Source organism: Peribacillus sp. FSL K6-1552 (assembly GCF_038005205.1).
Taxonomy (GTDB): domain Bacteria; phylum Bacillota; class Bacilli; order Bacillales; family DSM-1321; genus Peribacillus; species Peribacillus butanolivorans.
Genome location: NZ_JBBOST010000001.1, coordinates 2,805,297 through 2,821,126 on the forward strand (window position 1 = coordinate 2,805,297; position 15,830 = coordinate 2,821,126).

The 15,830-nt window shown below is 35.0% G+C and carries 10 protein-coding genes, 1 other RNA gene and 1 pseudogene; 7 read left to right on the forward strand and 5 right to left on the reverse strand.

The window, feature by feature from the left end:
• The first annotated feature begins 954 nt into the window (after positions 1-954).
• Positions 955-1,719 (forward strand): hypothetical protein, encoded by a 765-nt coding sequence (locus tag NST21_RS13595; RefSeq protein WP_340889599.1) that lies wholly within the window; start codon positions 955-957, stop codon positions 1,717-1,719.
• A 1,565-nt stretch (positions 1,720-3,284) separates the two neighbouring features.
• Here the strand turns inward: NST21_RS13595 and NST21_RS13600 are convergent.
• The gene (locus NST21_RS13600) at positions 3,285-4,346 is read right to left on the reverse strand and encodes a DUF3900 domain-containing protein (RefSeq protein ID WP_340889600.1); all 1,062 of its coding nucleotides are present in this window, start codon (positions 4,344-4,346) and stop codon (positions 3,285-3,287) included.
• A gap of 545 nt (positions 4,347-4,891) precedes the next feature.
• Here NST21_RS13600 and NST21_RS13605 point away from each other — a divergent pair.
• Positions 4,892-6,298 (forward strand): amino acid permease, encoded by a 1,407-nt coding sequence (locus NST21_RS13605; protein WP_340889601.1) that lies wholly within the window; start codon positions 4,892-4,894, stop codon positions 6,296-6,298.
• Positions 6,299-6,947: 649 nt separating this feature from the next.
• Here the strand turns inward: NST21_RS13605 and NST21_RS13610 are convergent.
• Positions 6,948-7,154: a twin-arginine translocase TatA/TatE family subunit gene (locus NST21_RS13610; protein WP_201180600.1), complete on the reverse strand. Its 207-nt coding sequence runs from the start codon at positions 7,152-7,154 to the stop codon at positions 6,948-6,950.
• 383 nt (positions 7,155-7,537) lie between these two features.
• Between NST21_RS13610 and ssrS the strand changes: the two genes are divergently transcribed.
• The 4 genes from ssrS to NST21_RS13630 all read left to right on the forward strand — a co-directional run bounded on the left by ssrS (position 7,538) and on the right by NST21_RS13630 (position 11,844).
• Positions 7,538-7,725, forward strand: a non-coding RNA gene (gene ssrS / locus NST21_RS13615) — 6S RNA.
• Positions 7,726-8,132: 407 nt separating this feature from the next.
• On the forward strand, positions 8,133-9,500 hold the full coding sequence (locus tag NST21_RS13620; RefSeq protein WP_340889603.1) for an MFS transporter: 1,368 nt from the start codon (positions 8,133-8,135) through the stop codon (positions 9,498-9,500).
• Positions 9,501-10,036: 536 nt separating this feature from the next.
• Positions 10,037-10,228 carry a hypothetical protein gene (locus NST21_RS13625; RefSeq protein WP_056519400.1) on the forward strand — a complete coding sequence of 64 codons (192 nt, stop codon included), beginning with the start codon at positions 10,037-10,039 and terminating at the stop codon, positions 10,226-10,228.
• 272 nt (positions 10,229-10,500) lie between these two features.
• A complete protein-coding gene (locus tag NST21_RS13630; protein WP_340889605.1) occupies positions 10,501-11,844 on the forward strand; it encodes an MFS transporter in 1,344 nt (447 codons plus the stop codon).
• Between the two features lie 147 nt (positions 11,845-11,991).
• On the opposite strand, the gene NST21_RS13635 is transcribed toward NST21_RS13630, so the two are convergent.
• Positions 11,992-12,318 (reverse strand): YnfA family protein, encoded by a 327-nt coding sequence (locus tag NST21_RS13635; RefSeq protein ID WP_340889607.1) that lies wholly within the window; start codon positions 12,316-12,318, stop codon positions 11,992-11,994.
• 856 nt (positions 12,319-13,174) lie between these two features.
• On the opposite strand from NST21_RS13635, the gene NST21_RS13640 reads away from it, so the two are divergent.
• Positions 13,175-14,125, forward strand: a complete 951-nt coding sequence (locus NST21_RS13640; protein ID WP_340889608.1) for a DMT family transporter — start codon at positions 13,175-13,177, stop codon at positions 14,123-14,125.
• A 41-nt stretch (positions 14,126-14,166) separates the two neighbouring features.
• Here NST21_RS13640 and NST21_RS13645 read toward each other — a convergent pair whose 3' ends face one another.
• A complete protein-coding gene (locus tag NST21_RS13645) occupies positions 14,167-15,252 on the reverse strand; it encodes an MBL fold metallo-hydrolase (protein WP_340889610.1) in 1,086 nt (361 codons plus the stop codon).
• A gap of 327 nt (positions 15,253-15,579) precedes the next feature.
• Positions 15,580-15,830 (reverse strand): annotated as a pseudogene (locus NST21_RS13650) (6-phospho-3-hexuloisomerase); the annotation flags it as partial.

Below are 15,830 nucleotides of genomic sequence, written 5' to 3' on the forward strand. Positions count from 1 at the left end.
GACCTAACTCTTGACGAGATAGGTCTTGTTTTATTTATTGCAATTATGAGCATGCTTAAGTATCATTGTTTTTAGGTATAACACGCAGTGTAAAATACTCAAACATGGCATTATAATAACGCCTAATGACTTTATGAGCCGAATGTGGTGTAACGGATAGCACGTGATTTTCATTTCTTCTGTTGAATTGTGCCAAGTGCATGCCTATAATCCTTATGCCTCTTGAATCTTCAATAGGCATGGGGATTTTTTGTTATTAAAAAAGTTTGATGAATGTTAACCACTTTACTGGATTCTATCATTACTTTATAATTGTAAATGTAACTATATCATGAGAAGTGGTTAGTGCTAATAATTAATACATGATTATATCAATGTTTTCTGCATCTGTTGCAGCAATGTTCCTAACAACTGAAGTAGTTGCAGTTGATAAACAAAAGGAAATTTGTTGATATTAAAACTAGAATACGTTATCTCAATTTCATTGTTTCTGTTTATCATTATAAGAAAGAATTAAAAATCCTATCTCCTTTTTGGAGGTAGGATTTTTAATTAGGAAACCTATATTCACAACTTCAAAGGGTTTCCTAAGAAAAATGTCTATTACGAAATGTGTGGTTGAAGTTAAGTGAAAGTATAAGAGCACTGATATCATTTTAAGATAACTCTATTGTTTAAATTATGGTAAAATGGTAATTGATTGGTAAACGACAAAGTAAAGAATATAATAGAATACATTACTTAATATAAGTAAATCGTTCAGAAATAATTTGATTTGGGCATGTGAACATAAACCAGACTATTTTTTGATGTCCTAACTATAAAAAGGAGAGATGAGCCATCAATGTATTTAAAATAAATACAAATAGTGAGGAGATTTTTGAACTCACAAGGTCTAATTATGAGTATAAGACAAATAAACGAGAACCTTATTATAATAAGAATGGAAGTACAATGAGTTATTTTGCTGTCTGTCCTGCTTGTAATAATCCAATTAGAATAATAAGTCTATATGTAGATAAATCTTTAGATGAGAACGGTAATAAAATGCCTTTGCATGCGAGACATTATAAGAAAGATGTAAAAAATTTAGTTAGATATGAACAAGAAAGATATGACAGCTGTCCTTTATCAAATTTTCATTCTTTTAGCCAAAGTGAGAAAAGAGAAAACAAGGAGAGGCGTAATGAAATAATCGCCTTAATTAAAACTTATCCAGAGATACTATATAATTATATTCGGATTATAACAAAAATCAAATTCTCGGATGCAAAGTTTGACGAAATGCTTGATAATTTTATGAAATCAGAGGGTTACTATTATGTTTATCTTAATAAGTTTAACTTACCTTATTCGTTTTTAAATATGCAAAAGAGTGTGAACATATACTTTCAAACTATAGATAACGACAAATACAGTAAAGACATGATAAACAGTATTAACCAAAGTAAATATTTTACTGTTAATCGTTATAATAGGATTGAGAAAAAAGTTAAAGAGTATGCCACTATAGAACTTTATTTAGCCAATCATAAGAAATATAGTGATGATAAGGAAGTAATAGAATTAAATATCATTGAAAAATCATATAAAGATAAAGTAGAGAGTATCATTTATAAAAGAAGTATAGAGGTTAATAAAACTAAGTTTATAAATATTATCAATAAGTATAAAAGACTAAGAGAAATAGCTGATAAGCATATAAAGTATCTGAGATAATTTTTGGTTAGGTTAGAGGGCGATAATATCTCGATTTTAATCACATCTAAATTTTTTTATGGTGACTTACAAAAAAGTTCAAATACAATTTCATATGTTAAAATTAACCGTGTGAGACGACGTAAAGACCGTGGAATGGAACGGAAAAACCGTCGGAGTGGTGCGGATAAACATTGATATATCAACATTTGGTAGAGGCTGATTAGGGTGCTGGTGTCCTCCACGGCCTTCAAAACTGCTCGAGAGGCGGGTTGTCCTCTCTGGTGGGTTCGGTCCCCCACACGAACCACCCAAATTCACTTACAGCTGCAAAGGTTTACGCTCTTTAATTGACCTTTGCATTAATCAGATGACAATACATAGGGATATCTGTAACAGTTTTCATCCAGTTTGACGAAAGACCGTTTTGGACCGACAATTAATTTTGTGTAGGACTTATCAAGAAAACCGTTTGGTTCGTAGCTCGCTTAATATTTATTAAGGGGGCTTTTGTTATTCAAAAAAGAGTGAACAGGAAGTTTAATAGGGATGCCGTCATGGCAGCCAAACAGACCCAGGATACCTTAACAATGCAGGAAATGTTTGAACGATTATATTTGCTGAAATAGGCGAAAGGAGTAGCTAGGCACACTATAAGAGCATTTATGACTATTTCCAACGATATAGAGTTGATTTGCGTCAAAAGGTAGCGGAGCAGACAGTGAAGTTGTATAACATAACATATAAGTTACACAACAAACCCTTCACAGGCAAATGAGATTACTTCGCTGTTGTAAGGATTTAAAGTTTTTCATTATACTCTTAGCTTAGCGAGGGTACCAACCCAATTACCATTTCTGTTGCTAACTTGACCATAATACCTGCTACTACTGTTGCTTGTGCTTGTCTCATGAAGAAATGTTTTGTTCCATGGAACTCACCTCCGTTAGTTTAACTTCTATAAAGCTGAATAAAAAGGAAATCATTAGAGGAATCGAACCTCCGACGCAAGCTAAGCTAAAAACACAAAGAACTTTTCTTTGTTAAATACACCATAAATTAGGATGAATTGCAGTGACAGATACTTAACGTTTATGATTGTTTAGTACCAGCTTACACACCATGATTTTTCCACACCGATTAATAAATTTCAAAATTTTATACTTTCAAAATAAACCCGAAAATGAAAGTAATAATTCCTGAAAGGTTGATATAATAATAGTGTTACTAAATTGTCGTGTATGCATAACTCTAAAAAATCTTAACCTCTTAAATATTTTAAGAGGAAATACTTTTAATTAGAATTAGGATGTCTTTTGTATTGTACAGATAAATCTTAATAAGAAAAACCACTCTGCTTTTTTCAAGCGGAGTGGCTAGAAGTATAATTTCATTAAATGGAAACCTTTAAATACAAGCCATAAGACCTTGATTTTTTATTTTTTGTGGTCACAAACGTGGTCACAAACACTCTTTTTATACTAATTTCGTGGTCACAAATGTGGTCACAAAAATGCGTGGAATCATAGTTATATCAACACTTTTAGCGTTCAAAAAACTACAAAAACCCCGCCTACTCAACTCGCTCAAACCTTCCTACTAATCCGCTCCACAATCTCCATCAAATCATCCGGCCTATGAAATTCAATTGGCGACACGCCTTTATCGAACTCTATCGTATCGGATTCTATCATCAATACATACTTCCCATTAATCTTACCTAAATGAATGCTATTCCCGAAATCAGCTAGAAGTCCTTTGATAGATGTACTCCCAAGCTTCATGCGCAGTTCGGCTTCAGGTGTATGCTCAACAATCTGGGCTGTGGCTTCGACGACTTGGTGGGTTTCAAGACGTTCTTGGATTTCTCGTTTATCGCTTGTTTCCCAGATTTCCAGGTCCTGTTCGAATTTCTGCAGTTCGTCACTGTTTTCTTCGAATTGAGCGGATACATGTTCATGGACCATATGGATGACCTGGTTTTTCATGATTTCAGGCATCGATTCGCCATATTCGACGAATTTCAAGAAGTCCTCGAAGTAGCGGGCATGTGAAGCCTGGTGAATTTTCAGTTCGGCTTCCTCTACCATTCCTTCTTCGGGCATGTAGGGGTATTGGATGGATTTCATATTTTTAGTGGTGATTGCCATTTCAACGTGTCGAATTAGTGTTCGTTCATCTGAAATGGAAGCAACCTTCGGCTCGAAATCACATTTTAATAAGAAGACGAACGGTTCATCCAGATATTTCGTTAATTTAGCAGATGCGACAAGGAAGACCCCGCCACGGACTGCACTTGTATCTATATAAGACTGGGCGAATTGTTCATTTTCCTGCTGGAAGACTTCTTTTGTACCGGCAAAGCGGACACGGTTAAATACATTGTAATTAGGATTGGAATCAAGTGCATGGCCTTCTTCAACAATAAAAGAACCGATTTTTGTGGGTATTTGTTCAGTTTTTGGATGACGGTCTACTTTTCGTTTGGAGATTTTCATCAATTCCCCATCCAAAAAATCCTTTAAAGGACTTTCTTCGTATTCCTGGGTATCGAGTGTTTGAAAATGTTTAAATCGTTTATCAGCCTGATCGCCTTTTCCTTCAACCTGTATTAAATAAAAAGACAGATAGGTAATCGTAAAATCCATGAAAGTCACCATCTCCAATTAAGCATATTTCCCGTACTTTTTAGACTTAATAAGTATAGAGATGTACATCGATTCCGTCAAACGTTTAGCTCTTGAATGGATAGAATAATTATGGTGTATTATTCCATAATAATAAGAGTAGGGAACATAAATTGGAGTCTCTATCTAAAATTTGGATATATCGGAAAATAGAATCAAATGAAGATCTAAAAGGGTAAGTAGGTATCCCAGCTCAGGATTTGTCAAATCCATTCATGTAAGATTATAAAATTTGGATATTTATTTTAACGTTCTATATGTAAATGCGCCTAAACAATTGATAGAGAATTTTGTCGAAAAATCACTAGAGATATTCAGCGGATTTTCAAAATAGAAATTCTACTATAATAAAACCATTGACGTATAAGGGTTTAATACGTATAATTTGAAAATCAGATAATTCAGTAATTGTTGAATTTTGTCGAAAATTATCTACAATAAAAAGTAAGTGAATTCATTTATTTGTTATTTTCTGAATAGTTTTTTGATTTTGTGGAGGAGAAAACATGAGTATTTTTAGAAAGAAGTCTATTGAGGACTTATTGAAAAACGCTGGTTCCAACAGTAAGGGATTGAAAAGGGAACTAGGTGCTTGGGATTTAACGATGCTTGGAATTGGAGCAATAATTGGCACTGGTATTTTTGTATTAACGGGAACTGGAGCAGTTAATGCTGGTCCGGCGCTTTCGTTATCGTTCGTCATTGCCGGCCTTGCTTGTTTATTCGCAGCACTTTCATATGCTGAATTTGCATCATCCGTGCCGGTATCTGGTTCAACTTACACTTATGCGTATGCAACACTAGGTGAATTTGCTGCCTGGATTATAGGGTGGGATTTAATCCTTGAATACTTATTGGCAGTTAGTGCCGTATCGGCCGGCTGGTCTGGTTATTTCCAATCGTTTTTAGGTGGATTCGGGATTAACTTCCCGGAGAAACTAACCGCAGCGCCTGGTTCAATTGAGGGTGTTACAACTTATATGAATTTGCCAGCCTTTTTAATTGTTATGGCTATTACTTTATTGATTTCTAGAGGTACGAAACAAACTACAAGGATAAACAACATTATGGTTGTTATTAAAGTGATCGTTGTTTTGTTGTTTATCGTCTCTTCTATTTACTATGTGAAACCTGAAAACTGGCAGCCATTCATGCCATTCGGAATCAGTGGAGTATTTTCTACAGCCGCTTTAATGTTCTTTGCATTTATCGGCTTTGATGCAGTAGCATCTGCTGCTGAGGAAACAAGAGATCCAGGAAAGAATTTACCACGAGGAATTATCGGTTCATTGATTATTTGTGTTGTCCTTTATATGATTGTTAGTTTAATTATGACAGGTGTGGTACCGTATGCACAGTTCGCAACGGCACTGGATCACCCGATTTCTTTAGTACTACAAAGCGCAGGCCAGAATTGGATTGCAGGAATTATAGACCTTGGAGCCTTTATTGGAATGACAACGGTCATCTTGGTTATGTTATATGGACAAACTCGCATCATGTTTGCGATGTCACGTGATGGATTGATGCCTAAATCTTTATCAAAACTTCATAAGAAATATAATACGCCTTATGCAGCATCATGGATGTTTGGTATAATTGCCGCCTTACTAGGAGCCTTTATACCGCTTGGTGAATTGGCCGAATTGGTTAATATCGGAACGTTAACTGCGTTTACGATGATTTCCGTAGCGGTAATCGTTTTACGTAAAACAAGACCAGATATGAAACGCGCTTTCTATTGTCCGGCTGTACCGCTTGTGCCAGGTTTAGCGATTGTTTTTTGTGTATTCCTTATGTTACAACTGGGTAGCCATACATGGATACGCTTCTTAATTTGGATGGCTATCGGTATCGTGATTTACTTTGTTTATTCTCGAAAACATTCCAACCTTAATCAGCAAGAAAAATAATAATTTTAAAAAACACTCAATCGAGTGTTTTTTTGTTTAACTCTAAATTAAAGGTGGATAAAGTCAAAGTAGTTTAAGACTAATATGCAGTGTTATGGTTGAAATAAAAGAGGCAAGTATATATTGAAGCTTGATCAACAATGATTAAGCTATTTTAAATGGAGTTGAAGTTAATCAGTAATAAACAATATGTTGGATTTTAAAAGTAAATAGGAGAGAGGTCGTCTAAAAGATGATGCAAAAAGGAGTGTAGTATCTTTACAAGAAGGCTAATGCCTATTTTTTGCCAGTAAAGAATATAGATATTAAATTTTATATTTGACAAGTTTCCTCGGTAGAATATTTAATTGTAAAACATCAACACGGGTTAGTAGGATAAAATTACATGGGTTTTTTATTAATTTATAACCAATTACAGAAAAGAAGCGGTTTTACACTAACAACTTACAACAATGAAATTTCTTTAAGGAGTTTCAATAATTCTCTTGAAATAATAAAGGATAAATGTTATATTAATAAAGCGATGAGCTAATTTGTGTAAGTCGAAGAACATGCTTTTTAAGCTAAACGTCGGGATGTGGCCTGACGGTTCCCGCCTCAAACGCATCAAAGACGCCTGCTGCGTGCAGGCGTCTTTTTCATTGTTTTTTTATTTTACCGATTCTTTTTTCGCAGCTTGAACGTCTTCTTTAAATTCCTCTTGAATTTCATCTGTTATTCCCTTTGTTGCATCCTTAAACTCTCGAAGCGATGTACCTACAGCGCGTCCGATTTGAGGAAGTTTTTTCGGCCCAAAGACAATTAATGCTAAAAGAAAGATTAGAATTAAACCAGGAAAACCAATGTTTGAAAGCATAGCTAGTCACTCCTATCAAATCTGATATCTAATATTATAGACCACTTATAACCAGTTGCAAATGTAAATTACTATTAATTGTAAGAGTCTATATCTAAAAAGGGATAAATAGTACCTTAAAAACCTTTAGATTCTACCTCCTATATCTTATAAATCACATAAAATTCTATAGATCTTTCTTCATTATAATGTTTGTTACATAACATATTATACTTTTTTGAAAAAATTAATGTCTTTACATAGTTAGTCTTTAATGGAAGGATTACAGAACCCACTATTAGAGTCTCATTGCAATCAATAACTAATTACGAAATACAAAAATTTTTTTGTTACTTGGGAATTATTAGTCTTGCAAGAGAGAATGAATTTATGTATTATAACTATACAAGCTGCGTTGTTCGTAATGATAATTAAGTTTTAACCTTTAAGCTGTAATAGGGAGTTTTACATCGAAACAGGAATGTTATGCCTCGTCACTGACTTGGACAACAGGATTGTTTCTGCAAACACCCACTTTGAGGAGTGGTGGTTTAAAACTTTCTTACGTGAATACGGCAATGGCGGCTCTATCTTTAAAATTAGAAACCAGTTCCGATCAGGGACTGGTTTTTTTCTGTTTTTTCCTCCTGTTGAGCTATTGAATAACATATCTATAATAAATAGTTGTTGTATTATAGTGTGAAAAAAATTTTTAATACATGTAACTTGGAAACGATTTCAATCGAAATCATCTTAATTCTCTATTACACTCATGAATTCATTATATTTCAAAATGGCTTATGCTTTGGTGTTTTGATGTTTATGACTAATTTGTGAAAATTTTTATTGAAATATCAGATAATTACCTATTATAATAACAATTAGATAACTCGGTTCACTATTTGTGTAAAGTTAGTGAAAAGTTATCTTTTTTAATTAGAAATTCCGTAAGCGCTATCATGTGAATTATTGGTAGTCACCTAGAGAGGGGAACTTTTTATGGCTAGTATTAACACGACAGAGGTAATTAGTAACAGTAAATTTAACCGCTTTCATTTCGGTTTGTTGGCATGGTGTTTCATTATCATCCTTTTTGATGGGTACGACCTTGTCGTTTATGGAACGGTTGTCCCAGTGTTAACAGAGGAGTGGAATCTAACTTCAGTGGAAGCGGGAGCAATGGGTAGCTATGGTCTATTCGGTATGATGTTCGGCGCCATCTTTTTTGGGACATTAGCGGATCGGATTGGAAGAAAAAACGTCATTGCCATTTCATTGATTTTATTTAGTTTATTTACATTGCTATGTGGATTTGCGAGTACACCTACCATATTTTCAACTTTTCGATTTTTAGCGGGGTTAGGACTGGGAGGCATTATGCCGAACGTCATCGCTTTATTGACGGATTACGCACCGAAAACAATGAGAAGCATGGTCGTTTCGATTGTATTATGCGGCTATTCATTCGGGGGGATGCTTGCCCCGATACTAGGTATCCTAATTATGCCTTCATTAGGCTGGGAGTCAATATTCTGGTTTGCCGGCATACCTTTACTATTTCTACCAATCATGATGAAGCATTTACCAGAAACCTCCACACATCTCATTAGAATTAACAGAAAAGAGGAATTAATCAGAGTATTATCCAAAGTCAGTCCTGATAGCAATTTCACCATACATGACGAAATTGTAGAAGTGAAAAAATCAGATGAGAAACTGCCGATTGTCGGATTGTTTAAAAATTCCCGCGCTCTAAGTACTTTGATGTTCTGGGTTGCCTTTTTCATGTGTCTATTGATGGTATATGGGTTGAATACATGGCTACCAAAGCTAATGATTGAAGCGGGGTATGCTTTGAATTCAAGTCTAGGTTTCTTAATCGTTCTTCAAGGTGGAGCTATCGTAGGTACTCTTATAATAGCTAAGCTTTGTGATCGATATGGTTCTAAAAAAATGCTTGTACCGTTGTATGCGCTAGGTGCAGTTAGTTTGACACTGTTAGGAATGGGTGGAAGTTCCTTCATGATTTACACATTAGTAGCGATTGCAGGTGCCTGTACGATTGGCGCCCAAAATCTTGTACAAGCCTATGTTTCCCAGTACTATCCACCAAATATTAGATCGACTGCACTTGGGGTGGCATCTGGAATAGGAAGGATTGGTGGTATGCTTGGACCCATCCTTGGTGGATTCCTATTATCAATCTCGCTACCAATTCAATTGAATTTTATTGCCTTTGCTATTCCTGGTCTTATTGCCGCGATTGCTTTATCCTTTGTTCCAGTGAAGATGGCTTATTATAAAAATAATCAACCAGAACAAAGTGAAGAAATAAAGGTAGACTCCAATAAAATGAATATACTGTAAGAATAAACATGAAAATGGCGCGTAGGAGATATCTACGCTGTCATTTTCATGTTTATTTTATGTTAGGAGAGATTGTATAGTTGCTCCTAATTAAATTTCTTTCTATTCTTATAATTAGTTTCGTCGCAGATCTGCTCAAAGGACACAATGTTCTAAATAACGAAGGGGGCTGTCTGGATAGAGTGTAATCATTACAAAAATGAGATTCAACAGATGACTGATGCAAACTATATTGTAAACCCCATTATCTATAAATTCCTTAAATGACAAAGTAATTATTATTAGGGGAGTGGGAAATGTATATTTGTCAATGATAGGTTGTAAAAATAAATGATCTCATAAATAATGTGGTCTAAGTTTTAGAGCAATAATAAAATTTCTATGAAAAATTGCTTAATTGTTCATATTTCGCAATATGATTTACTCCATTATTTAAAGGATAAATGTTAAAATGAAAGAACGGATAATTAAAATTCCTCCTTGAAGTGGAGCGAACTAGAATAATTAATCTCATCTTTTGAGAGGGAGTCATTACTTTGAAAAAAATTCTAAAACATTTAATTTTTTGGTTATCTATAATAGGAACATTATTCTCAATGATATATTTCTTTGTAGCGGATATTCCGTTATATATTAAATTGCTAGGCGCAGCCATTATCCTTTATCTTGGTTATGATCTTATAACAGAATCTAAAAAAAGAAAGAGAAAAGAAGCATTAGATGCCTAAATTCTTATTTTCAAAAAAGTCCTCTTTTGACTAGAGGGCTTTTTTTTGCCTTTTTTTCATAAAAAGTTTTTCCTATTCTATGAACCTTAATGAATATTGATAATTGACAATATTCTAAAAATTAAGTTAATATATAGTGAACTTAGTTCTATATAAGTGTAATTTAAGTCTTTATTGTTATTTTTTAATTTGGTGGTTAGCTGGTTTCAAAAAACTTAGAATGTTCCTTTAGACTTTCGTCAATAAAGGAAAAGAAGAAAGAGGCGAAGGAAATGCGCACAATCCGTGTATCTGAAATGATTGATGAACAAAAATTTAACCGCTTTCATTTACAGATTTTATTATGTTGTATCTTTATCATTATCTGTGATGGATATGATATGTTCATGCTTGGAACAATCCTACATTCTTTGATGACTGAGTGGAAAATCACTGCTGTAGAAGCAGGATTATTTAGCAGCTATGCTTTGTTTGGAATGATGATAGGCGCGTTAGTCTTTGGACCAATAGCTGATAAATTTGGAAGAAAGAAAGTCATCTTAATTTGTACGGTCATTTTTTCTATATTTACTTTTACTTCAGGGTTTGCAGATACGCCAACTTCTTTTGGAATACAACGTTTTGTTGCAGGTTTAGGATTGGGGGGAGTCATGCCTAATCTAATAGCAATTATTACTGAATATGCTCCGAAAAAAATTCGTAGCACACTGGTTGCAATTATGTTCAGTGGACATGCCTTAGGTGGTGTTGTTGCATCATTAGGTGCGATGTATCTGATTCCTAACTTTGGATGGCGCGCAGTGGTATGGCTTGGTGCTCTTCCACTGATCTTTATGCCGATTCTTTATAAAATGTTACCAGAATCATTGAATTATTTTATATTAAAAAACCAAAAAAGCCAATTGGCGGACGTACTGAATCAAGTGGATGTAAACGGGAAATACACTGCGAATGATCATTATGTTCTTCATGAGAAAAGTAAAAATGATTCTACTGGTTTCCCGGTGAAACAATTATTCAAAAATGGTCGGACAGTTAGTACAATCATGTTCTGGGTCGCCTTTTTCATGTGCCTGTTCGTGATGTACGGATTGAGTACATGGCTTCCAAAAATTATGGAAGGGGCAGGATATGAATTAGGATCCAGCTTAACTTTCCTAGTGACACTTAACCTCGGCGCCGTATTTGGGGCAATTGTCGGAGGAAAGCTTGCTGATCGATTTGGATCTAAAGTGGTTCTGATTTCCTTCTTAGTCATAGGGTTTGCAACACTTACGATGCTGAGCTTTAAACCAAGCATGATCATGCTCTATGTGTTGATTGCCATTGCGGGAGGAACTACAACTGGTACACAAATCGTAACGAACGCTTATGTATCACAGTTTTATCCTAACGAAATCCGTTCAACTGGAGTAGGCTGGGCATTAGGTGTAGGAAGAATAGGTGGAATTATCGCTCCTACTTTCTGCGGGGTCTTGCTTGATATGAAATTGTCATTGCAGGTTAATTTTTTAGCATTTGCCATTCCATGCATTATCGCGGCAGTTGCGATTTGGTTTATACAGGGAAAATCCAGCAATATGGCCGTTAGTAGTAAGGAAAAGAAATTGGTTTAGAAAAACATTCATTCCAAGGTTATCTGAAGATATGTAACACCTAAATAATGATCCCGAGAGGACGTGAGATTTTATATTGCGTACGATGGAAAATATTTAATCAATCGGCTGCTTTGAGTAAGTAAAGGGCTTTAAAGCCCTTTACTTCTAATGTCTCGGCGCCCAAATGATGACAGACACCCCAATTAAACAGATTGCAGCCCCAATCCAATCATAAAAATCAGGCGTTTTCTTATCGATGCCCCATCCCCATAATACCGATAACACAATAAAAACACCGCCATATGCAGCATATACACGCCCGAAAGTTGGAAACGTTTGGAATGTTGCAATGATGCCATATAAAACTAAAACGATCCCTCCAATAAATCCTAAATATATGGATTTTCCATCTCTTAACCAAAGCCAAATAAGATAACCCCCACCAATCTCAGCTAGACCGGCCAAAAGAAATATAATAGTGGTCACTAACATATGTAAACCTCACTTTCTCCTTGAAATTTTATCATAAGTGAAAATGGAAAATAATCATTATTTAGTAATGTCTTAATGGTCGTTTCTATTATTTTGTGAATAAATAGTGATAATAACTGAAAGTTAGCTACAGAATCTCCATCTATTCTAGCTTTATTAAAGAAAATGAAGTCATGCTACATCTAGACTAGGAAATTCATTATTGGGTTTCTTCGAGATATTCAACCGTGTTTCCGACAAATCGAAGCTTTTCAATATAATTAAAGGTATCACTACAAGAGGTATGTTACCAAGTAAACTTTTTTGCTGAATACCTTTTATTATCAAAATCAGCAGACCATATTTTCAACCGACCATTCACCCTAAAAGGGTTTAAATTTGTATCACACTAAAATAAATTAAATATCCTGATTCGCTTTGAAGAAATCAGATTGTATTACACACATCGAAATTGGAACTAAACATAAAAGGAGATCAAAAATTTAGTACCCAGGTATTGTTTCAAGTTATGTATTATTTGTATCAGAACAGAAGAAGCAAATCCTTTACCTACGGATTAGCTTTTTCTTATTGCCTTTTTAGGAATCTTAGTTTTAGTCATTCATATAATACTAGAACCATCAATATATAATAAAAGCCAAAAGATATATCCAAGAGTAAAAAAACTTCGCTAATCGTAACAATTTTTGTCGTTCCTAAGAATAATAAGATTACTGAAGCTTAATATAACCTGCAATATTTAAGCGGAGGATCGTGGGAGCTGTATCTTTTACCTTTAAACTTGGGTTGCAATTCAGATACAAGGGGTACTATACCTAAAATGGATATATAGTAGTCTAGTCGAGGAGCTGCATCTATGAAATCCCAATCTTTTGCATATATGTTGGCCATATTTCATGCCAGTATTGTCGGCCTATCATTCTTATTCACGAAAATGGCAATTGCTGAATCAAATCCACTTGATACATTGGCGTTCCGATTCAGCGTTTCCTTCGCCATCATATCATTATTAGTTGCTTTTAAAGTCATCAAAGTAAATTACACGTGGGAGTCAGCAAAAAAACTGGTTCCGCTGTCATTATTATTTCCAACTCTTTTCTTTGCCTTTCAAGCCTTCGGACTTAAATACTCACAATCCACCGATGCTGGAATCTTATCAGCCGTTACCCCGATTATAACGGTGATGATAGCGGGATATTTTTTAAAGGAAAAAACGTCTTTATATCAGAAGCTTTCGATTGTCTTATCGGTAGTGGGTGTCATTTTTATTTTTGTATTGAAAGGGAGCTCAATCAATTTTTCCGACATGCTCGGAATGGTGTTAATCCTTCTATCCTGTATTGCTACCGCATGTTATACGACAATGACCCGTTCACTAGCCAAAGATTATACCCCAGGTGAAATGTCCTTTTTTATGATGGGAATAGGATTCGTCATTTTTAACATTGCCGCTATCAGTTCCCACATCAACCAAGGAACAATGCAGGAATTCTTTTCACCATGGTTGAGCATGGAATTCATCAGTTCCATTTTGTATTTAGGAATATTGGCCTCATTGGTCACTTCGTTGCTATCCAACAGCATTTTATCAAAAATCAATGCGACACAAATGAGTGTCTTTGCAAACCTTTCCACCGTTGTCACAATAGTGGCAGGAGCACTTATTCTAAATGAAAAGATTACAATCTACGATATAATCGGGTCGGTCCTTATCATTTTAGGTGTAATCGGAACAAATTATTTTGGGGGAAAGAAAGATCATACTATAAAAATGAATCTTCATTATAATAAGAAGGAACACAGTTAAATAAATAAAATCAGTCTATCCCAAATTAGGATAGACTGATTTTATTTCCACCATATTGTTTGAGGAAACTCTTTTACTCCAATAAATACTGGTTCGCCTATTTGCGGTGTAGAAACCTGAACGGAATGTTCTTTGGCCGCATTAGTTACCCTTTCAATTGGGTCTGTCCAGTCATGAAATGACAATGTGAACCCTGCCCAATGAATCGGAATCATTAGTTTTCCTTGCACATCGATGTTTGCTTGAACTGTTTCTTCCGGCGTCATATGGATGGTGGACCAGCGCTCATCATATTGGCCACATTCCATTAATGTAAGATCAAATGGACCGAATTTTTCTCCAATTTCTTTAAAATGTGTACCATACCCACTGTCCCCGCTAAAAAATATCTTGTCTTGTTTTCCGTTAATTACCCAGGAGCACCACAGAGTAGAATTGCCATCGCGTAAACTTCTTCCGGAAAAATGTCTCGCAGGCGTGCAAACCAAATGCAGGCCGTTGTAATTAACTTCATCCCACCAATTATGCTCCTGAATCTTTTCTTTTTTAACGCCCCATCTTTCAAGATGGCCCCCAACCCCCAGTGGAACAATGAACTGACCGACCTTATCTTTTAACTTCTTTATAGAGTAATAATCTAAATGATCATAGTGGTCATGTGATAGTAGAACCGCATCGATTGGAGGAAGCCTTTCCAAATCTATAGGCAAGTCCCTGCTAAAACGCTTATTTCCAAACAGCGGAAAGGGAGTGGGGGCTTTACCAAACATTGGATCCACTAATAAGGTTTTTCCATCCATCTCCAACATGAAGGCAGAATGTCCAAACCAGGTGATTTTATTGAAATCACCTATCATATGTTCTTTAGTTTCAATCAGAATAGGATTGTCGGGCCGCTTATTGGGATTTCCTTTTATATAATCCCGTAGTATCGAACCTGTATGTTTGAGGCTCATCGCCTGACTTGCAGGAATCTGGTTGATGAACTTCCCATCAACAAAATTCTCCTTTGTGCTGAAACTTTTTATTTTTTCTTTAGTCGCTCGTCTCCCTAGAGGAGGATAAAGGTCCAAAAAAAGTATCCCTGAAATAAAAATGAAAGTTAAAAACTTTATAATTTTAAGCATATATACTTTCCTCCTGAATTTAAGCAATATTTTCGTTCACTTATCATAACACAGAATTTGGAAGGTTATTTACTGTGATGTTCTAAAAAACCTTTCATCTTATTTCTTAACTGGCATGTTTATTGCATATTACTAAACTGAATTTAATTAATAAACAGGAGGAGTGAAGGATATGTTTGATTTTAGCCCATATATAAAATGTTTGGGTTAGGTTTGAAAATAAAATAATTCCATTAAAATAAACTTCAATCAACTATCTTAATTCAAAAAACAGCAAGGAATTCAGAAGAATTCCTTGCTGTTTTTTACATCTTACTTTTTATTTCATCATTGGTTGGCGTGTCGTCCATACATTTTATTGGATCCAATTTCTTTTTCTCTTTAATTCTAAGGATGACAGCATCGTAGAAAAGTAAAAGCGCTTGCTCAACAAGAGAGCCCATTAGATGGATTGGTTTATAATCGCCTTCTGACTGATCTTTTGATGATCCAGGTAATTTTATTGCGATATCTGCTAATTTTCCAATGCTTGATCCAGGAAATATTGTAGCAGTTGCAATCGTCCCACCGATACTTTT